At 61.9% G+C, this 19,350-nt stretch carries 18 protein-coding genes and 1 pseudogene; 14 read left to right on the forward strand and 5 right to left on the reverse strand.

Translation table 11 applies throughout. The features are described from left to right. The first annotated feature begins 664 nt into the window (after positions 1-664). The 13 genes from urtA (at position 665) to AB6804_RS25135 (ending at position 13,106) form a co-directional block, all read left to right on the forward strand. Entirely contained in the window at positions 665-1,975 is a 1,311-nt protein-coding gene (urtA, locus tag AB6804_RS25075; protein WP_244794260.1) for an urea ABC transporter substrate-binding protein, read from the forward strand. A 100-nt stretch (positions 1,976-2,075) separates the two neighbouring features. Further along, a complete protein-coding gene (gene urtB / locus AB6804_RS25080) occupies positions 2,076-3,692 on the forward strand; it encodes an urea ABC transporter permease subunit UrtB (RefSeq protein WP_370888749.1) in 1,617 nt (538 codons plus the stop codon). Between the two features lie 3 nt (positions 3,693-3,695). Next, the gene (urtC, locus tag AB6804_RS25085) at positions 3,696-4,889 is read left to right on the forward strand and encodes an urea ABC transporter permease subunit UrtC (protein WP_370888750.1); all 1,194 of its coding nucleotides are present in this window, start codon (positions 3,696-3,698) and stop codon (positions 4,887-4,889) included. After that, on the forward strand, positions 4,886-5,755 hold the full coding sequence (gene urtD / locus AB6804_RS25090; protein WP_370888751.1) for an urea ABC transporter ATP-binding protein UrtD: 870 nt from the start codon (positions 4,886-4,888) through the stop codon (positions 5,753-5,755). The genes urtC and urtD overlap by 4 nt, the downstream gene beginning before the upstream one ends. Positions 5,756-5,886: 131 nt before the next feature. Next, entirely contained in the window at positions 5,887-6,579 is a 693-nt protein-coding gene (gene urtE, locus AB6804_RS25095; protein ID WP_370888752.1) for an urea ABC transporter ATP-binding subunit UrtE, read from the forward strand. Between the two features lie 30 nt (positions 6,580-6,609). Further along, the gene (locus tag AB6804_RS25100) at positions 6,610-7,470 is read left to right on the forward strand and encodes an urease accessory protein UreD (RefSeq protein ID WP_370888753.1); all 861 of its coding nucleotides are present in this window, start codon (positions 6,610-6,612) and stop codon (positions 7,468-7,470) included. Positions 7,471-7,640: 170 nt separating this feature from the next. Continuing rightward, a complete protein-coding gene (locus AB6804_RS25105; RefSeq protein WP_008342482.1) occupies positions 7,641-7,943 on the forward strand; it encodes an urease subunit gamma in 303 nt (100 codons plus the stop codon). Between the two features lie 8 nt (positions 7,944-7,951). Continuing rightward, positions 7,952-8,257: an urease subunit beta gene (locus AB6804_RS25110; protein ID WP_244794254.1), complete on the forward strand. Its 306-nt coding sequence runs from the start codon at positions 7,952-7,954 to the stop codon at positions 8,255-8,257. Positions 8,258-8,272: 15 nt separating this feature from the next. After that, positions 8,273-9,979: an urease subunit alpha gene (gene ureC / locus AB6804_RS25115; RefSeq protein WP_370888754.1), complete on the forward strand. Its 1,707-nt coding sequence runs from the start codon at positions 8,273-8,275 to the stop codon at positions 9,977-9,979. Positions 9,980-9,985: 6 nt separating this feature from the next. Then, entirely contained in the window at positions 9,986-10,573 is a 588-nt protein-coding gene (ureE, locus tag AB6804_RS25120; RefSeq protein ID WP_244794252.1) for an urease accessory protein UreE, read from the forward strand. After that, positions 10,560-11,240, forward strand: coding sequence for an urease accessory protein UreF (locus tag AB6804_RS25125; RefSeq protein ID WP_370888755.1), 681 nt, complete (start codon positions 10,560-10,562; stop codon positions 11,238-11,240). Before ureE ends, AB6804_RS25125 begins: the two co-directional genes overlap by 14 nt. A gap of 28 nt (positions 11,241-11,268) precedes the next feature. After that, positions 11,269-11,919, forward strand: a complete 651-nt coding sequence (gene ureG, locus AB6804_RS25130; RefSeq protein WP_244794250.1) for an urease accessory protein UreG — start codon at positions 11,269-11,271, stop codon at positions 11,917-11,919. Between the two features lie 779 nt (positions 11,920-12,698). Continuing rightward, positions 12,699-13,106: a hypothetical protein gene (locus tag AB6804_RS25135; protein WP_370888756.1), complete on the forward strand. Its 408-nt coding sequence runs from the start codon at positions 12,699-12,701 to the stop codon at positions 13,104-13,106. Between the two features lie 48 nt (positions 13,107-13,154). Here AB6804_RS25135 and AB6804_RS25140 read toward each other — a convergent pair. The 4 genes and pseudogenes from AB6804_RS25140 to waaC form a co-directional block, all read right to left on the reverse strand. Next, positions 13,155-13,571: pseudogene (locus tag AB6804_RS25140) on the reverse strand (phosphatidylserine/phosphatidylglycerophosphate/cardiolipin synthase family protein); the annotation flags it as partial. Between the two features lie 84 nt (positions 13,572-13,655). After that, the gene (gene waaA / locus AB6804_RS25145) at positions 13,656-14,969 is read right to left on the reverse strand and encodes a lipid IV(A) 3-deoxy-D-manno-octulosonic acid transferase (protein ID WP_244794752.1); all 1,314 of its coding nucleotides are present in this window, start codon (positions 14,967-14,969) and stop codon (positions 13,656-13,658) included. Positions 14,970-15,010: 41 nt separating this feature from the next. Beyond that, on the reverse strand, positions 15,011-15,895 hold the full coding sequence (locus AB6804_RS25150) for a Kdo hydroxylase family protein (protein WP_244794248.1): 885 nt from the start codon (positions 15,893-15,895) through the stop codon (positions 15,011-15,013). A gap of 49 nt (positions 15,896-15,944) precedes the next feature. Further along, positions 15,945-16,940 carry a lipopolysaccharide heptosyltransferase I gene (gene waaC / locus AB6804_RS25155; RefSeq protein ID WP_244794247.1) on the reverse strand — a complete coding sequence of 332 codons (996 nt, stop codon included), beginning with the start codon at positions 16,938-16,940 and terminating at the stop codon, positions 15,945-15,947. A gap of 175 nt (positions 16,941-17,115) precedes the next feature. Between waaC and AB6804_RS25160 the strand changes: the two genes are divergently transcribed. Then, entirely contained in the window at positions 17,116-17,547 is a 432-nt protein-coding gene (locus AB6804_RS25160) for a DUF29 domain-containing protein (protein WP_244794246.1), read from the forward strand. A gap of 48 nt (positions 17,548-17,595) precedes the next feature. Here AB6804_RS25160 and AB6804_RS25165 read toward each other — a convergent pair whose 3' ends face one another. Next, entirely contained in the window at positions 17,596-18,996 is a 1,401-nt protein-coding gene (locus AB6804_RS25165; protein WP_244794245.1) for a phosphomannomutase/phosphoglucomutase, read from the reverse strand. Between the last annotated feature and the right edge of the window lie 354 nt (positions 18,997-19,350).

The raw sequence follows: 19,350 nt of genomic DNA on the forward strand, positions 1-19,350 counted from the left end.
CCAATGCAAAATCTTTCCATCCAGTCTACGTCACGCCTGTCGCATGCTTCCGAAACGAATTGTGCAGACGCTCCTTAACGCTCGCGGCTTGCGGCCAGGGGTTTCAAGGCTTATTTCCCGGTTGAAATGTTCGTGCGTGGTGTGATGTGTCCGGATTGGTTTTGTCGAGCCAAGGTGCTTGCATGGGTCGTGTTCAGCGAGCGTGGAAGGTGATTCAAGGCTGCCAATTAACTCGAGAGCCACCGATGTTCTACGGAGTGGTAACACGAGTCTGTGCTTCCGGCCAACAAAGCTGCTTTCTTTGCATGGGACCAGAGTAAGGCGCTGCAGCGCCAACTCTGGTCAACAGCCAGGAAAGTGCCCCCGCCCCGGGCAGGGGCGCACTAAACACCGACACGAAAAAAACAAAACCACCGAAAACAAAGAGGCACAAACAGAACGAAGCGCACCGCAACGATGCAAGCTCACCGTCTGGTGCACCAAAACAATTCGAACAACCGCAAGGCCGCAAGCGAAGAACGAAGCACAAACCTAGCAAACCCAAGCCAGCCGTGCGAACGGCCCCAATTGGCATACCCCTTGCAAAAGAACCCACAACATCAAATTTCGGCAGCTTTCCAAAAGCAGCGAAACCAAAGCCACATCCGCCAAGGGGAAACCAAAAATGAAACGACGCAGTCTGCTGAAACTCGGCTCCATGTCGGGCGCGCTGGCGCTCGCCGGCCAACTGCCCATGTCAAGGGCGCACGCCGCCGACACGACCGGTCCGATCAAGGTCGGCATTCTGCATTCGCTGTCCGGCACCATGGCGATCTCCGAAACATCGCTCAAGGACACCGCCCTCATGACCATCGCCGATATCAACAAGAACGGCGGCGTCATGGGGCGCCAGCTTCAACCCGTCGTCGTCGATCCCGCTTCCAACTGGCCGCTCTTCGCCGAGAAAGCGCGCCAGTTGCTGACGCAAGACAAGGTCGCGTGCGTGTTCGGCTGCTGGACATCGGTATCGCGCAAATCAGTGCTGCCCGTGTTCGAAGAACTCAACGGCCTGCTGTTCTATCCCGTGCAATACGAAGGCGAAGAGATGTCACGCAACGTCTTCTATACCGGCGCCGCGCCGAATCAGCAGGCCATCCCCGCCGTCGAATACCTGATGGGACCGGAAGGCGGCAGCGCCAAACGCTTCTTCCTGCTCGGCACCGACTATGTGTACCCGCGCACGACCAACAAGATCCTGCGCGCCTTCCTCCACTCGAAAGGAGTCAAGGATGCGGATATTCAGGAGGTCTACACACCGTTCGGACATAGCGACTATCAAACCATCGTCGCGAACATCAAGACCTTCGCGCAAGGGGGAAAGACCACGGTCATCTCGACGATCAACGGCGACTCGAACGTTCCGTTCTACAAGGAACTCGGCAACCAGGGGCTGAAAGCCACCGACGTGCCCGTCGTCGCCTTCTCGGTCGGCGAAGAAGAGCTGCGCGGCATCGATACGAAGCCGCTCGTCGGCCATCTCGCCGCATGGAACTACTTCATGTCGGTGAAGAACCCCGCCAACAAGAAGTTCGAAGCCCAATTCGCCGAATGGGTCAAGACGCAGAATCTGCCCGGCGGAAACAAGCGCGTGACGAACGATCCGATGGAAGCGACCTTCGTCGGCATCCACATGTGGAAGCAGGCCGTCGAGAAAGCGAAGAGCACCGATGTCGACAAGGTGCGCGTCGCGATGATCGGACAGAGTGTCGCCGCACCCTCGGGCTTCACGCTCACGATGGACGGCAATCACCATCTGCACAAGCCGGTGATGATCGGCGAGATTCGCGGCGACGGCCAGTTCAACGTCGTCTGGAAAACGAAGACCGCCGTGCGCGCGCAACCGTGGAGCCCGTTCATCGCGGGCAACGAAGGAAAGCCGGATGTCGTTAGTTCCATTCCGTCGTTCCTGCGCCGCTCGCGCGTGCGCACGGCATAAGTCCGTTGCATTGATGGCTTGATGCAAGGCCGCGCGTTCGTGCATGACGTCACGGCGTCATCGCGCGCGCGGCCGTTTCAGTTCGATCAGAAAGGCCACCATGACCGGCTCGCTCGCCTCCCCTTTTCTGCGCATAGTGCTCACATGCTTCATGGCGCTCGCGCCATTCGCGGCTCATGCGCTCACCGCCGATGAGCTCGCCCCGCTCGCCGGCGACGATTTCCAGGCGAAGTCCGCCGCCATCGACAAGCTCATCGCTAACGCCGATGCCCCTTCCGTCGCCGTGCTGAACGCGCTCGCCGATGGCTCGCTCGTCGCGACCGACGACGGCCACGTCATGATGCAAACCGACGACGGCAACAAGGACCCTATCACCAGCAAGATCGTCGATGCCCCCGACGCGCAAGCGATCACGCTGAACAATTCGCTGCGAACGAAGGTCGCGGGCGCGTTATCGGGCCTGCAACTCGCCTCGCCCGATGTCGCAAAGCGCCGCGAAGCTGTCGCCGCGTTGCTGAAGAACCCGGACGCATCGATGAAGCCGCTGATCGATCGCGCCCGCGCCGCCGAAACCGACACCGAATTGAAGAAGCGCCTCGACACCCTCTGGGCGATGACCGCGCTGCACGATCCCGACGCGAGCAAGCGTCTCGCAGCGGCGCAACTCGTCGCGGCTCGCCATGACCTCGACATGTATGAATTGCTGCGCCCCATCGTCGTCAGGAAAAGCGACGGCAGCTATAACGAATCCGATGAACGCGTGCGCGCCGTTGCGCAAGCGGGCATGGAGGAACTCGATTCGATCCAGCGCCGCAGCGAGATCGCCGGGACGATCTTCGCGGGTCTGTCGCTCGGCAGCGTGCTGCTGCTTGCGGCGCTCGGACTCGCGATCACTTATGGCCTGATCGGCGTCATCAACATGGCGCATGGCGAGTTCCTGATGATCGGCGCGTACGCCACTTACGTCGTTCAAAACGTCGTGCAGCACTACGCCCCCGCCGCCTTTGACTGGTATCCGCTGCTCGCGGTGCCTGCGTCGTTCATGGCGGCCGCGCTCGTCGGTATCGTGCTCGAAAGGCTCGTTCTGAAGCATCTTTATGGACGTCCCCTCGAAACGCTGCTGACCACGTTCGGCATCTCCCTGATATTGATTCAGGCCACGCGCACGACCTTCGGCGCGCAGAACGTGCAAGTGACGAACCCTTCGTGGATGAGCGGCGGCGTCGCGGTCACGCAGAATCTGATCCTCCCGTATAACCGCCTGACGATCCTCGCTTTCTCGATTGCCGTCGTGTTCATCGCGTGGGCCATGTTGACGCGCACGCGGCTCGGCCTGTTCGTACGCGCTGTCACGCAGAACCGGCGCATGGCCGCGTGTGTCGGCGTGAAGACCGCGCGTGTCGATTCCTATGCGTTCGCATTCGGCGCGGGCATCGCAGGGCTTGGCGGATGCGCGCTTTCGCAGATCGGCAACGTCGGCCCCGATCTCGGGCAGAGCTACATCATCGATTCGTTCATGGCGGTCGTGCTCGGCGGCGTCGGTCAACTGGCGGGCACGGTGATCGGCGGCTTCGGACTCGGACTCGTCAGCAAGGCCATCGAGCCGTTCTGGGGCGCGGTGCTCGCGAAGATCGCGGTGCTCGTGCTCATCGTCCTCTTCATTCAGAAGCGTCCGCAGGGCATGTTCGCCCTCAAGGGCCGCAGCGCGGAGGCTTGACCCATGACCGCCTCGACGAATATCGGCGCGAATCTCGACGTCGCGCCGCAACCGGAGCAGAGCGCCGCACGCGCAGGCTTCGCCCTCGGCTTGCCGCCGCGCGCCGCGCTATTGCCACGCAACGGATGGATCGCGCTGATCGCGCTCGTCATCGCGATGGGCGTCTGCGTGCCGCTCTCCGCGCTCGCACTGCCGGAAACGAGCACGTTTCATCTGTCCGCTTATGCGATGACGCTCGTCAGCAAGCTCATGTGCTATGCAATCGGCGCACTCGCGCTCGATCTCGTTTGGGGTTACTGCGGCATTCTGAGCCTCGGGCATGCGCTTTTCTTCGCGCTCGGCGGTTATGCGATCGGCATGTATCTGATGCGATCGATCGGTCGCGAAGGCACGTATCAAAGCGATCTGCCCGACTTCATGGTGTTTCTCGACTGGCGCGAGTTGCCGTGGTACTGGCAAGGCACGGAGCATCTCTGGTATGCGCTGCTGCTCGTCGTGCTGGTGCCGGGCGTCCTTGCGTGGGTCTTCGGCTTCTTTACGTTTCGTTCGCGCGTGAAGGGCGTGTATCTGTCAATCATCACGCAGGCGATGACGTTTGCGGCGATGCTGCTCTTCTATCGCAACGAAACGGGCTTTGGCGGAAACAACGGCTTCACCGATTTCAAGCGCATCGCGGGCTTCCCCGTCACGCATCCCGGCACGCGCACTGCCCTCTTCCTGATCACGTTCGCCGTGCTCGTGCTGGCGTTCCTGGCGGCGCGCTGGATCGTGACATCGAAGCTGGGCCGCGTCGTCACTGGCGTGCGCGATGGCGAAGCGCGCCTGATGTTCCTCGGCTATAGCCCGCTCGCCTACAAGCTCTTCATATGGACGGTGTCGGCGGTGCTGTGCGGCATTGCGGGCGCGCTGTATGTGCCGCAGGTCGGCATCATCAATCCGAGTGATATGTCGCCTGCCAATTCGATTGAAATGGCGATCTGGGTCGCGGTCGGCGGACGCGGCACGCTGATCGGCCCGATCATCGGCGCATTCGCGGTCAATGGCGCGAAGAGCTTTTTCACCGCATATTTCGCCGAGTATTGGCTCTTTTTTCTTGGCCTGATCTTCACGCTCGTGCCCTTGCTCTTGCCTAACGGAATCATGGGACTCATCGACCTTGCGCGTCGCAAGAAGATTGCGGGAGACACTGCGGAATGACCGCTCACAACGCATTGATCGTCGACTTGCCGCCGATTCCGCCTGTCTACGACGACTCGAACCTCAACGGCGTCGCCGGACTCGGGCATGTGCCTGCGCCAGGTGAGATCGACGTATCGCACGGCACGATTCTTTATCTGGAAGACGTGACGGTGAGCTTCGATGGCTTTCGTGCGCTCAACAAACTCACGTTGTCGATCGACGTGGGCGAATTGCGGTGCGTGATCGGCCCGAACGGTGCGGGCAAGACGACGATGATGGACGTGATCACCGGCAAGACGCGGCCTGATGACGGCAAGGTCTTTCTCGGCCAGACGTTCGATCTCACGCGCATGACGGAGCCTGTGATTGCGCGCACGGGCATCGGCCGCAAGTTTCAGAAGCCGACTGTGTTCGAGAATCATCCTGTGTGGGAGAACCTCGAACTCGCGATGAAGACGGACAAGCGGTGGTTCGCTTCGTTGCGAGCGCGGCTCGATCGGGCGGCGCAGGCGCGCATCGAGGAGACGCTCGAACTGATTCGCTTGCAGCATCATGCGACGCGGCTGGCGGGAGAGTTATCGCATGGACAGAAGCAGCGGCTTGAGATCGGCATGTTGCTGATGCAGCAACCGGCGCTGCTTTTGCTCGATGAGCCCGCCGCTGGCATGACCGATCACGAGACGATGGAGCTTGCTGAGTTGCTCAATACGCTCCGCGGGTCTTGCTCGATGATGGTCGTCGAGCATGATATGGAGTTTGTTGCTGCACTCAGCGGTGATAGCGGGAAGGTTACTGTTATGGCGGAAGGGAGTGTTCTTGCAGAAGGCACGCTCGATTGCGTCAAGCGGGATGACGCTGTTGTTGAGTCTTATCTTGGACGGTAGGGGTCTTTCTTTTGACTTTTCGTTGAGCTTGTATTCGTGTCGGTTTATTAGCTCGCCCCTCCCCGGCGCGCACTATTAGACGGACACGAAAACCCGAAGTCACCCGTACAAAAATCGAGAGACAAAGCCCCATGCTAGAAGTAGAAAACCTGAACCAATACTACGGCGGCAGCCACATCCTAAGAAATGTGCGACTGACGGCCCCCGACGGCAAGCTAACCGTCCTGCTAGGCCGCAACGGCGTAGGCAAAACGACGCTCCTTCGCTGCCTGATGGGCGTGGTGCCGACCAAAAGCGGCACCATCACCTGGCGCGGCGCCAAGATCTCATCGATGCCAACGCATACGCGCGTCTCGAACGGCCTCGCCTATGTCCCGCAAGGCCGCGACATCTTCGGCCGTCTGACCGTCGAAGAGAACCTGCTCGTCGGCGCCGCAAGCCGCAAGGCCCCTTCCAAAATCCCCGATCGCATTTACGAACTCTTTCCCGTTCTGCGCGACATGAAGCATCGTCGCGGCGGCGATCTGTCGGGAGGCCAACAACAGCAACTCGCGATAGGCCGCGCATTGATGAGCGAACCGCAACTGCTGATCCTCGATGAACCGACAGAAGGCATCCAGCCTTCAATCATTCGCGACATCGGCCGCACGCTGCGTCAGCTCGTCGATGAAATGGGCATGACCGTGCTGCTCGTCGAGCAGTACTACGACTTCGCACGCGAACTTGCCGATCAATACTGGGTCATGAGCCGAGGCGAAATCGTCGCAGGCGGCGAGGGATCGCAAATGGATACGCATGGAGTGCGCGAGCTGATCGCCGTATGATGACGCATCATCCCCGATAGCATCGTTTCCATGCATCACGAATCCCACGCGGCGCTCGCCGATCCCGACATCTGGCGCGGCTCGCTCGAGCTCGGCTTCGCACGTCAGCACGACCGCACCGTTTGCACGCATCGCAAGCATGAAGGGCCGCTGCGCCTGCAACGGCCGCTCTATCCCGAAGGCGATATCTGTCATGCGGTGATCGTGCATCCGCCCGGCGGCGTCGCAGGCGGCGATCGTCTGAACATCGGCGTCAAGCTCGGCGACGGCTCGCACGCCGTCATCACGACACCCGGCGCGACGAAGTGGTACAAGGCCAACGGCAAGCTCGCGACGCAGCACATCGCTATCGATCTCGCGGCGCACGCGAAGCTCGACTGGCTTCCGCAGAACAACATCGTGTTCGAATCGTCGAACATCGAGTTGGACTTCCGGCTCACGATCGACGAAGGCGCAACGGCCATCGGCTGGGATGCAATGCTGCTTGGCCGCGCCGCCGCTGGCGAACGATGGACGCAAGGGCATATCAAGGCGGTTTCGCGCATCACGCATCGCGATGGACGCACGCTCTGGTTCGAACGCAGTCTGATCGAAGCAGGCGACCCATTGCGCGATGCCTTGCAAGGCCTCGCAGGTCATCCCGCTTACGGCACGTTATGGGCGATAGGCCCCGCATGCGACGACGCGCTCGCCGAAGCCATCACCGCACAGTTGCCCTTCGACGACACCGTACGCGCAGGGGCATCGTGCGTTGCGCCCGGCGTGCTGATAGTGCGTGCCGTAAGCCAGTCGATGGAGCCACTGCAACGCGCGCTCACCGAATGCTGGCTGCGTCTTCGCCCGCTCGTGCATGGTGTCGAAGCGCGGCCGCTCAGGCTCTGGACCACCTGATTGCGCACCACGATGGCGCACAGCGACGCTCCATTCGTGTGCAAGCCATTCGCATCGGACCCGCGAACGCACATGGCACAAGGCCAGTGCATCGGTGGCACGGCTCTCGCTTGAAGCGTCGGTTCTGACGCAACATAATGAAGAAGCCCAACGCTCATTAGAACAAGTCCATGAAACTCACGCCTCGCGAAAAGGACAAGCTCCTGATCTTTACGGCGGCGCTGCTCGCGGAACGCCGTCGCGCACGCGGTCTCAAGCTGAATCATCCCGAAGCCGTCGCTTTCATTTCGGCTGCATTGATGGAGGCGGCCCGCGATGGCAAGACCGTCGCTGAAGTCATGCACTACGGCACCACGCTCCTCACGCGTGACGACGTCATGGAAGGCGTGCCGGAGATGATCCCCGACATTCAGATCGAAGCCACCTTCCCCGACGGCACGAAGCTCGTCACCGTCCACCATCCCATCCCTTGAGACGCGCGATGATTCCCGGCGAATATCTGATCGATGACGGCGAGCACGAGCTCAACGCCGGACGCGAGACCGTATCGGTCGTCGTGGCCAACGGCGGCGACCGGCCCGTGCAAGTCGGCTCGCACTATCACTTCTATGAGGTCAACACGGCGCTCGTATTCGATCGCGAGAAGGCGCGCGGCTTCCGGCTCAATATTGCGGCCGGCACTGCGGTGCGCTTCGAGCCGGGACAGGAGCGCACGGTCGAACTCGTCGCGCTGGCAGGCGATCGTCACGTGTACGGCTTCAACGGCCTCATCATGGGCCCACTCTGATCAGGACATAACGACATGACGCTACGCATCGGCCGCCGCGCTTATGCAGAGATGTTCGGCCCGACCACCGGCGACCGCGTGCGCCTCGCCGACACCGATCTCATCATCGAAGTCGAACGCGACTTCACCACCTACGGCGAGGAAGTGAAGTTCGGCGGCGGCAAAGTGATACGCGACGGCATGGGACAGTCGCAACGCACCGCCGCCGATGTCGTCGATACCGTGGTGACCAACGCGCTGATTCTCGATCACTGGGGCATCGTGAAAGCGGATATCGGCATCAAGGGCGGGCGGATTTTCGCCATCGGCAAGGCGGGCAATCCCGACATTCAGCCGAACGTGACCATTGCGATCGGCGCGGCCACCGAAGTGATCGCGGGCGAAGGGATGATCGTGACGGCGGGCGGCGTCGATACGCATATCCATTTCATCAGCCCGCAGCAGATCGACGAGGCGCTCGCAAGCGGCGTCACGACGATGCTCGGCGGCGGCACCGGCCCGGCGACCGGCACCAACGCGACGACATGCACGCCCGGTCCGTGGCATATGGAACGCATGCTGCAGGCCGCCGATGGCTGGCCGGTCAATCTCGGCTTTCTCGGCAAGGGCAACGCGAGCTTGCCGGAGCCGCTCGTCGAGCAGATCAAGGCGGGCGCGATCGGCCTGAAGCTGCATGAGGACTGGGGCACGACGCCGGCGGCCATCGACAACTGTCTCTCCGTCGCCGACGATACCGACACGCAAGTCGCCATTCACACGGACACGCTCAACGAAGCGGGCTTCGTCGAAGCGACGATCGCCGCGTTCAAGGGCCGCACGATTCACACGTATCACACGGAAGGCGCGGGCGGCGGCCACGCGCCCGACATCATCAAGGTGGCGGGCGAATCGAACGTGCTGCCCTCTTCCACGAATCCGACGCGACCGTACACGGTCAACACGCTCGACGAACATTTAGACATGCTGATGGTTTGCCATCACCTGGACCCGGCGATTGCGGAAGACATTGCATTCGCGGAATCGCGCATCCGCCGGGAGACCATCGCGGCGGAAGACATCCTGCATGACCTCGGCGCGCTGTCCATGCTCTCGTCCGATTCGCAGGCGATGGGCCGTGTCGGCGAAGTCATCATCCGTACATGGCAGACGGCGCACAAGATGAAGGTGCAACGCGGCGCGCTCACTGAAGACAACGCACGCAACGACAACTTCCGCGCGAAACGGTACGTCGCGAAGTACACGATCAATCCCGCGATCACGCATGGCATCGCGCATGAAGTGGGATCGATCGAACCGGGAAAGTGGGCCGATCTCGTGTTCTGGGAGCCGGCGTTCTTTGGCGTGAAGCCCGCGATGATCGTCAAGGGCGGCATGATCGCCGTGGCGCAAATGGGCGATCCGAACGCATCCATACCGACGCCGCAGCCCGTGCACTACCGCGAGATGTTCGCGACGCGCGGCGGCGCTCTCGGCAAAACATCGCTGACATTCGTGTCCCAACTGGCGCTGGAGTCGCGTATCACGGAACGTTATGGCTTGAAAAAGCAGGTGGTGGCGGTGAAGAACTGCCGCAATGTGACGAAGGCCGACATGATTCACAATGCATGGCAGCCGTCCATCAGCGTCGATCCGCAGACCTATCAGGTGATCGCCGATGGTCAATTGCTCACCTGCGATCCCGCCACCGTGCTGCCGATGGCGCAACGCTATTTTCTGTTCTAAAGCTCTATGCGCACTATCGACAAACGTCTCACAGCGAAGCTCGCCCCGGTTCTCGTCAAACGCGCGCCAACAATGACCCTGGCATTCGATTCGCGCGGCAAGAGCCGTCTCGCGGTCACGCTCGATAACGGCGAGGAAGCCGCGCTCGTGATGCCGCGCGGGACCGTGCTCGCCGATGGCGACATGCTCGTCGCCGACGATGGCGGCTTCGTGCGGGTGGTTGCCGCTGCCGAAGACGTGCTCGTCGTGCGTGCGGTGAATCCGCTGGTGCTGATGCGTGCGGCCTACCATCTCGGCAATCGGCATACGCCCGTCGAGATTCACGCGGATCATCTCAAGCTCGAAGCCGACTCCGTTCTCGAAGACATGCTCAAGCGTCTCGGCACGACCGTCACGCGCGAATCGCAGCCGTTTCAGCCGGAAACGGGCGCATACGGCGGCGGGCACAAGCATGGCCATGACGAGACGTTCAGCGAGGACTACGCGCTCGCGCAGAAGGTCTATCACGAGCATCACGGGCACGATCATTCGCAGTGCGGGCACGACCATTCGCACGATCATCATCACCATCATCACGGTCATGCGCACGACTGAACTCACGGCGCTGCTGCATCTCGCGTCGCCTGCGCTGCCTATCGGCGCGTTCAGCTATTCGCAAGGGCTCGAAGCGGCAATCGAACACGGCTTCATACACGATGCCGATAGCACGCGCGAGTGGATTGCAAACGGCCTCTCGCATGTGCTCGCGCGTGGGGAGTTGCCGTTCATCGCGCATCAGATCGAGCGCTGGCGGACGCATGACAGTGCCGCACTTGCCGATGCAAACGAAGAATTCATCGCGAGCCGCGAGTCCGCTGAGTTGCGCCGCGAGACCGAGCAGATGGGGTGGTCGCTTGCGCAATTGTGCGCATCGCTCGAATGGGGCGATGAGGCGCGTCGCGCGACGCTCGCTGCGATGAAGCCCATCGCGCAACCGACGGCCTTCGCGTTCGCGGCGTATGCACACGATGCTTCAACCGATGCGGCGCTCGCCGCTTATGCGTTCAGTTGGGTCGAGAATCAGGCGGCAGCGGCGCTCAAGGCCGTGCCGCTGGGGCAGCTTGCAGGGCAGCGGATCATCGTGGCATTGCGCGCGCCGATCGATGATGCCGTGAGTCGTGCGCTCGCTACATCGCCCGATCAGGTCAATACATTCGCGCCGCAGCTTGGCATCTTGTCGGCGCGGCATGAGTCGCAATACTCGCGGCTCTTCCGTTCTTAACTTGCTTCAAACATCGAATCGAAATCGCATGAACGCTCCTGCTTATTCCGCCGCCGCTCGTCGAACGAAGAAACTGCCGCCGTTGCGCGTGGGCGTCGGCGGGCCCGTGGGTTCCGGTAAAACGACGCTGCTCGAAATGCTCTGCAAGGCGATGCGCGACAAGTACGATCTCGTCGCCATCACCAACGATATCTATACGAAAGAAGATCAGCGGCTTTTGACCGTGGCGGGCGCGTTACCGGCTGAACGGATCATGGGCGTGGAAACGGGCGGCTGTCCGCATACGGCGATCCGCGAAGACGCATCGATCAATCTCGAAGCGGTGGACAGGATGGTGTCGCGCTTTCCGGACGTCGATATCGTGTTCATCGAGTCGGGTGGCGATAATCTGGCGGCTACGTTCAGCCCCGAGCTTTCCGATCTGACCATCTATGTGATCGATGTCGCCGGTGGCGAGAAGATTCCGCGTAAAGGCGGGCCCGGGATTACCAAGTCAGATTTGCTTGTGATCAACAAGACGGACCTTGCGCCTTATGTCGGTGCAAATCTGGATGTGATGGCGAGCGACGCTACAAAAATGCGTGGGGAAAGGCCGTTCGTGATGTGCAATCTCAAGGGACTCGACGGATTGGATGCAGTGATTTCGTTTATCGAGAAGAAAGGGTTGCTGGCGGTGTAAGGGGACACGATTGCGCGCGGCTGCTGGAGGTGGCCCGCTCAACATTGCAAGCTCGAAGCCATTCTCGGGCGCGTTCGGCTAACTGCGCCGTTTTATGTAGCTATTCTAATAAAACCAAAGCGTCATCTCCGCAGCAATCGCTTCCTCACATCACTTCTGACATTCCGGAACGACCGCAAGGGCCGCTGGACGACAGAGCACGTCAATGCAAGACAAAAAAGATCTGCATTTGTTAGCCGGATCACGCATCCGTCGATAGCAAGCTGTTTAGAATCGTTCTTCCGGTGCCGCATCTTCACGCCCGGCCCAACGGGCTTCGCTTTATTCAGCATAACGAATGGTCGTTCGCTTCCTTTTACAGCGGAGAGATTCATGAATACGAGCGCAACCTTGAAGGCGGAAATTAAGCGGCGGGTGAAATGGTCTCTGATCGGCGCAGTCGCCAGACTTCCGGATTCCGTGCAAACCTTGCTTTTCGTTTCAAGCGTCCGCAAGTTCGGCAAACGCGTGCCCATTCTGCGGGTCGTCTACAGCGGCTGTTACAGGACTCATCCGATCGACCGCACGCTCGGCACCGATACCGGCGGCATCTATCCGCCCGAATCCGTGACAGGCACTAATGGTCCGGAAAACGGCAACCTTCCTTATATGGGCTGTCAGCCGAGCATTGTCCGGCATGCGCTGAGTCAGCTCGGCGACGTAAGCGGACGCACGTTCATCGACATAGGCTGCGGCAAGGGCCGCCCGATGATCGTCGCAACGGAGTTCCCTTCGATGCCGTGCTGGGCTACGACATCGCGGCGCCGCTCGTCGATATCGCGAACCGCAACGCAGAGATCGTCGCGCGCCGCTTTCCCGGGCGAACGGCCATGCACGCGTTCGTCGACGATGCGACCCGAATGCCCCTTCCTTCCAAAGACATCGTCGCATTCTTCTTCAACCCGTTCGGCGCGGAACTCATGACCATCATGCGGCAGAAGTTCGAAGCTGCCCTCGCCGATCACACGATCGAACGCCTCACTATCGTCTACATTTATCCGACGTGCGCTCATGTGTACGACCAGTCGCCGATGCTCGCGCGGCAAGCCTCGTTCAACACCCCGTACGCGCCCGGTGAAATCGGCTACGGACCTGACTCGCAACAGGAGGTGATCATCTGGAACGATGCGCGACACGCGCCGGCGTGATCATTTACCTTCACAACGGGCGAACCCAGTAACGCGACCCACGATCTTTTCGCGCGGCATGCGCAGATAGCGCTTGTCCATCTTCGACGAACCGACAGTCAAACAGTACATGCACGGCTATTCTCCTTGGCGCCTTGTCCGGCAGCGCACTCGCTATCTCGTCGCCAATTCCGCCGATGCCGATAAATCAGTTTTCGAAACTGATGGTACGACGCGCAGCGGATGCCTTCCAACATCGATGGAAGGATCTGCTCGCCGTTCATTAGCAGGTCGAAGCGATTGCCGCCGACGACGGGCGATCCGAGCGGCAGTCCAATCGCGCGAAGAAATTGCGGATCGTCGCTCGGATAGAGCCGTTCGATCTTGTGCTCGATTTTCTTCTCGCCGCTCGACAGGTTCGCGATGACCAGCACGACGACGAGCGTAACTCCGATTGGTCGCGACAATCAGGGCGATCGTCCCCATGCACGGCCTCGCTTGGCGGACGGACGTCCCGAAAGGAGATGGATGGGGCGATCCTCCAGGGTGCAATCCGGTGAGATCGCGGCCTTACGCCTCGCGATCCTCCAGCAACGCGCCGAGCACCTTAACCGTCCGTTCCGTCGCCCCGCGATGCCTCGCCGCGAACGCCGCCGCAGCCTCGCTCATCGCGATTCGGCGCGGCTTGTCCGCGAACAATTCGCGCAACGCATCCGCGAGGCCGTGCGGGTCGTCGACACGCAACGCCGCGCCCGCCGCGATGGCATCGTTGGTCGCCTGCGTGAAATTGAACGTGTGCGGTCCGATCAGCACGGGCACGCCCGCCGCACACGCCTCGATCAAATTCTGCCCGCCAAGCGGCAACAGGCTCCCGCCGATGAACGCCAAATCGGCCGCCGCGTAATACGCGCCCAACTCGCCCATCGAATCTCCGAGCAACACCTGCACGTTCGACGGCAATCGCGCCGGCACATCCGCGCCCGATCCCGCCGCGGCCGGCTTCGGCGCCCATACCGAACGGCGCGCGCCCGTCATCCCGGCAGCCGCGATCAACGCGGACACTTCATCGAACCGTTGCGGATGACGCGGCACCAGGATCAGCAGCGCATCCGGCACGTTCAGCGCGGCGAACGCGCGCAGCACGAGCGTCTCCTCGCCTTCGCGCGTGCTCGCGGCGACCCACACGGGACGATCGCCAATCGCCGCGCGCCAGCCCTGTCCGCGCGCCACCAGCTCGGGAGGCGCGCTCATGTCGAACTTGAGGTTACCGAGCACCGCGATGTTGCGCGCGCCGAGGGCGGTCAGACGTTCCGCATCGGAAGGCGTCTGCGCAAGCACACGCGAGAACCCGCCGAACACTTCGCGCACCGCGCGCCCAAAACGCGCCGCGCGCCGGTACGACCGCTCCGACATACGCGCGTTCGTCAACACGAGCGGCACGTCGGCGTGCTTGCATTCGTCGATCAGCGTCGGCCAGACTTCCGTCTCCATCACGATGCCGATCGACGGCCGCCACGCGCGCAGAAAACGCCGCACGAGATGCGGAAGATCGTAGGGAAGATAGCTGCGCAAGACGCGATCGCCGAACAGGTCGATGCCTGTCGCGCGGCCGCTCGGCGTCATGTGCGTGATGAGCAGGCGCGCTTCGGGATGCGCCTTCATCAGCGCTTCGATCAGCGGCTGCGCGGCGCGCGTCTCGCCGACCGATACCGCATGCACCCAGATCAGCGGCGCGAAATCGTCGGAGCGGCGTGCGGGGCCGCGTCCGAATCGTTCGCCGATATGCTCGCGATATCCCCGCTCCTTGCGCGAACGAATCAGAAGACGCAGCACGGCAAGCGGCGCCACGATCCACCACATCGCGCGGTAGATCGCCCTTAGCACAGTCGCCGAGAACGGCGCCGCCGGCGCGGATGCAGCGCCGCTCAAACGAGCGCCCTGCCCTTCAGGCGCTCGAGAATGCCAAGCGGAGCATGATCGGGCCGCGCCATCGCCTTGACGGGCAGGAAGAAAGTCTGCTCCATCATGAACTGGCCGGACATCACCGCATGCGACGTCTGATCCGAAAAGCACACCCACACCGATCCGGGCGGAAACGGCATCGTCTCCTGCGGCGAGGACTTCTGATAATCGAGGTCGGCCTTCATCGCGTCATGCAGATGCAGCATCAGATGGTCATACTCGCTGCGCTTGCTCTTCGTGATGTGCAGCAGATTCATCAGCCACGCGGAACCCGGCGCCTGCGGCTTGATGCCGGGCAGAAAGCGCTTGGCCATGTCTTCGAACGGCTCCCCCACGCGCCACACGCGCGGCGCGCCTGCCGGATTGACGTTGGTGAAGACGCGCAAAATGCGCTCGCCGTAATTCGGACGCGACGGGAATGCATCGACGTGCAGGCGGCTATCGTCCTTGCGCCACGACGTCTCGCGCGTTTCGACTTGATGCAGCCGCAGGCTCGTCGGTGCGACGCGCAGCTTGCCGTCGTATTCGGGGAAGAGCCCGTCGACGAGCGTGCGCGCGTTCGTCTGATACCGGGCGATGAGCGAGCGCACCGCGGACTGCATCACGTTGTCGCCGACGACGCCGTTGAGCGCGCCGCCGTTGGGCGCGAGGCTGATGTTCTTGCGCTTCGGGTCCGCGATTTCCGGATCGAGCAGTGCCTGTTCGCCGCCTTCGATCGCGAAACGCAGGTTGGGAAAGTAGAGGACCTTGCCGTCTTCCACGCCGGCCAGCAACGCCTCGCGCGGTACGGACAGGTTCTTGCCCTGCCAGTCGCAGGATGCGACTTCGATGATCTGAGATTCCGTCATGTGCCTTCCAACTTGATTAAGCTCGCGCACGGCGCTGCGTCTTACGGCATCACAGCAGGCCGAAACCCGCGAGCGCGGCCTTCACTTCGGAGAGTGTCGGATGCCGGCTCGCGTCGCCGAGATTGATCACGTTGGGCGACCAGTAGCCGCCGGTGCGCCATGCGGTCGAGAAATTGTACAACTCGACGGTAGGCCGCTTCAGCGCTGCGGCAATATGAACGAGTCCGGTATCGACGCCTACCGTCGCTGCGGCGCCATCGATCAAACCGACGACCGCCGGCAGCGACAGCTTCGGCGGCACGATCGCGGCCGCGCCGAATTCCTTCGCGAGCTTCTCGCTCGTCGCGCGTTCGGCGTCGCTTCCCCATGGCAGCACGATGGACGCACCGCGCGTCACGAGCGCCTGCCCCAGTTCGATCCACGCGGCTTCGGGCCATTGCTTGTCGGCGCGGGACGTCGCGTGAACGAACACCACATACGGCACGGGCAAATTGAGCCCGAGCGCGGACACCGCGAGCGTCGCGCGCCGAGTATCGATGCCGAAGTCGATGTCGTCGGTCATCTGCGGGCGAGGCAGATCGAGCGCGGCCGCCACGAGTTGACGCGTGCGCTCGACGACGTGCGTGCGCGGCTCGATGGGCACGCGCCGGTCATAGAAGAAGCGCACGGGCCATTCATAGCCCGCGCCCTCCGTGCGATTGCCGAGCCCGACGAGCGGCCCGCGCGCCCAGCTCGCGACCCACGCGGTCTTGATGAGCCCCTGGCAATCGATGACGAGATCGTATTTCTCGGCGGCAAGCTCACGCCTGAACTTGCCGATCTCGCGCCAGTTCGCCGCCGATGCGAAGCCCTTGCGCCAGCGGCGCAGCGAAAACGGGATCGCGCGGCGCACGCCATCGACCAGTTCTACGAGGCTCGCGAAGCTCTCTTCGACCAGCCAGTCGATCTGCGCATCGGGATAACGGCGGCGAATGTCGGCGATGGCCGGCATGTTATGCACGACGTCGCCAAGCGACGACACGCGGACGATCAGGATCTTTTGCACGCTGTGAAGGAAGGCGCGGCTCGCGCGATGGAGATGGATACGAAGCGAGGATTTTAGCGCGGGTTGATCGCGGGACGGGGCCGGTGAGCAGCGGCGGCGTGGCTTTCTCGCAGAAAAAGCCGGTAACATGTCGGGGCAGGCCAGAACGGCTATGGATCAACGAAAGGAGTACGCGATGGGAACGCGTTACGAACAGGACGTCGTGGCATGGGCGCGGGAACAGGCTGCGCTGCTGCGCGCTGGGGAGTTCTCGGCTATCGATGTTGAACATATCGCAGAGGAAATCGAGGACGTGGGCAAGAGTGAGCAACGAGAACTGTCCAGCCGCATGGCCGTCCTGCTGGCGCATCTGCTCAAGTGGCAGTATCAGCCGGGACGCCGCGGATCGAGCTGGCAACGCACGATCAAGGAACAGCGCCGCGCCGTCGGCGTCGCATTGCAGAAGACGCCCAGTCTGACGACTTCGTTGCGTGATCCCGACTGGCTCGTCGGTACATGGGCCGACGCCGTATCGAAAGCAGTCGAGGAAACCGGACTCGACGTCTTCCCCGAAGATCTGCCCTGGTCCACCGAAGAGATCCTGTCTCCGGAGTTCTACCCTGAATAAAAAACGGCGCGATCTTTCGATCGCGCCGTCTTCATCACAGCATCACCCTCAAAACGGCAGCTGTGCGTCCGGCTTCTCCGCCAGAATCACGCGGCGGAAATCTTCCTGAATGCGCTTCAGCGCTTCCTCACTGTCCGCCTCGAAACGCATCACGACAACCGGCGTCGTGTTCGACGAGCGAGCAAGGCCGAACCCGTCCGGATACTCCACACGCAGTCCGTCGATCGTCAGCACGTCGTCCGCGCCTTCGAACTTCGCCGACTTCTGCAGACGCCCGATCAGTTCGAAGTTCTCGCCTTCCTGCAGCTTCAGTTGCAGTTCCGGCGTCGATAGCGAATTCGGCAGATCGTTCAGCAGTTTGCTCGGATCGTCCACGCGCGACAGGATTTCGAGCATGCGTGCGCCGGTGTAAAGGCCATCGTCGAAACCGTACCAGCGGTCCTTGAAGAACACGTGACCGCTCATTTCACCCGCGAGCGGCGCGCCCGTTTCACGCAGCTTTGCCTTCACGAGCGAGTGGCCCGTCTTCCACATCACCGGTTCGCCGCCCTGCTCACGCACCCACTTGGCGAGATTGCGCGTGCACTTCACGTCGTAAATGATCTGGCCGCCCTTGTTGCGCGACAGCACTTCCTGCGCGAACAGCATCAACTGACGGTCCGGATAAATCACTTGCCCGTCCTTCGTGACGACGCCGAGACGGTCGCCGTCGCCATCGAACGCGAAGCCGATTTCCGCATCCGTTTCCTTCAGCGCCTTGATCACGTCCTGCAAATTTTCGGGATGCGCCGGATCCGGGTGATGGTTCGGGAAGTTGCCGTCGATGTCCGTGAACAGTTCGACGCACTCGCAGCCGAGCGCCTTGAACAGACGCGGCGCGAGACCGCCCGCGACGCCGTTGCCCGCATCGACGACGATCTTCATCGGGCGCGCCGGCTTGATGTCCGAGACGATGCGATCGAGATAGATCTGCGATACGTCGAACTCCGTATAGCTGCCTTCGCCCGACTCGAAGTCGTCGTTGACGATGCGCTGATACAGGCTTTGAATCTGCTCGCCGTAGATGGCCGCGCCGCGCAGCACCATCTTGAAGCCGTTGTAGTCGGGCGGGTTATGGCTGCCCGTCACGACGATGCACGAATCCACGCGGCGCTCGCCCGAGGGCAGCGGCAGCGGCACGCTCGCCGCGAAGTAACCGACAGGCGTCGGCACCATGCCGATATCGATGACATCGACGCCCGCCTCGCGCAGGCCGTCCGCCAGCGCGCCGACGAGTTCCGGACCGGACAGGCGGCCATCGCGGGCCACGACGACGGAATCGCCGCCCTGCTTGCGAATCTCGCTGCCGAACGCACGGCCGATGTTTTTCGCGACATCCGTATCCACCGTCTTGCCGACGATGCCGCGAATGTCATACGCCTTGAAAATGGATTGGGATACCTGGCTCATAAGATGGCTACCTCTTCTGTATTAATTGATGAATTCTCGGCGATGCAGCCATAAGGGCGTGGCAAGTCGTGGCGACAGGTGCGCGCCGACTCCGCCAATATGCGCGCGAACGACTGCGAGGCTCATGTGTCGAGCGTCGGACCATCGCGAGCCTGCCGACGAAACGTTGCAAGCGCCACGCGAGGGCGGGCTTCGGTTCGCACTTATAATCGCTGTCTTTCAGCGCTTTCGATGTTGCGCGTCGCGGTTAAAGCCTGCGCATTCATTCTAATCCAATGCCCAAACGCTCTTTGGCCTTCAGGCCGACGAATGAGTCGCCTTCGCGCGCAACCGCACATAAGCTGATCCTTGACG

The sequence above is a fragment of the Caballeronia sp. RCC_10 genome, assembly GCF_041360715.1.
In the GTDB taxonomy this organism is placed as follows: Bacteria; Pseudomonadota; Gammaproteobacteria; order Burkholderiales; family Burkholderiaceae; genus Caballeronia; species Caballeronia grimmiae.

Excerpts from the sequence above, each read along its gene's own strand:
- AB6804_RS25160 (WP_244794246.1), top strand. The coding sequence starts at position 17,116 with ATGGGAACGCGTTACGAACAGGACGTCGTGGCATGGGCGCGGGAACAG.
- urtD (WP_370888751.1), top strand. The coding sequence starts at position 4,886 with ATGACCGCTCACAACGCATTGATCGTCGACTTGCCGCCGATTCCGCCT.
- AB6804_RS25105 (WP_008342482.1), top strand. The coding sequence starts at position 7,641 with ATGAAACTCACGCCTCGCGAAAAGGACAAGCTCCTGATCTTTACGGCG.
- ureC (WP_370888754.1), top strand. The coding sequence starts at position 8,273 with ATGACGCTACGCATCGGCCGCCGCGCTTATGCAGAGATGTTCGGCCCG.
- urtC (WP_370888750.1), top strand. The coding sequence starts at position 3,696 with ATGACCGCCTCGACGAATATCGGCGCGAATCTCGACGTCGCGCCGCAA.
- urtB (WP_370888749.1), top strand. The coding sequence starts at position 2,076 with ATGACCGGCTCGCTCGCCTCCCCTTTTCTGCGCATAGTGCTCACATGC.
- AB6804_RS25150 (WP_244794248.1), bottom strand. The coding sequence starts at position 15,895 with ATGACGGAATCTCAGATCATCGAAGTCGCATCCTGCGACTGGCAGGGC.
- AB6804_RS25110 (WP_244794254.1), top strand. The coding sequence starts at position 7,952 with ATGATTCCCGGCGAATATCTGATCGATGACGGCGAGCACGAGCTCAAC.
- urtE (WP_370888752.1), top strand. The coding sequence starts at position 5,887 with ATGCTAGAAGTAGAAAACCTGAACCAATACTACGGCGGCAGCCACATC.
- AB6804_RS25125 (WP_370888755.1), top strand. The coding sequence starts at position 10,560 with ATGCGCACGACTGAACTCACGGCGCTGCTGCATCTCGCGTCGCCTGCG.
- AB6804_RS25165 (WP_244794245.1), bottom strand. The coding sequence starts at position 18,996 with ATGAGCCAGGTATCCCAATCCATTTTCAAGGCGTATGACATTCGCGGC.
- ureE (WP_244794252.1), top strand. The coding sequence starts at position 9,986 with ATGCGCACTATCGACAAACGTCTCACAGCGAAGCTCGCCCCGGTTCTC.
- urtA (WP_244794260.1), top strand. The coding sequence starts at position 665 with ATGAAACGACGCAGTCTGCTGAAACTCGGCTCCATGTCGGGCGCGCTG.
- AB6804_RS25100 (WP_370888753.1), top strand. The coding sequence starts at position 6,610 with ATGCATCACGAATCCCACGCGGCGCTCGCCGATCCCGACATCTGGCGC.
- ureG (WP_244794250.1), top strand. The coding sequence starts at position 11,269 with ATGAACGCTCCTGCTTATTCCGCCGCCGCTCGTCGAACGAAGAAACTG.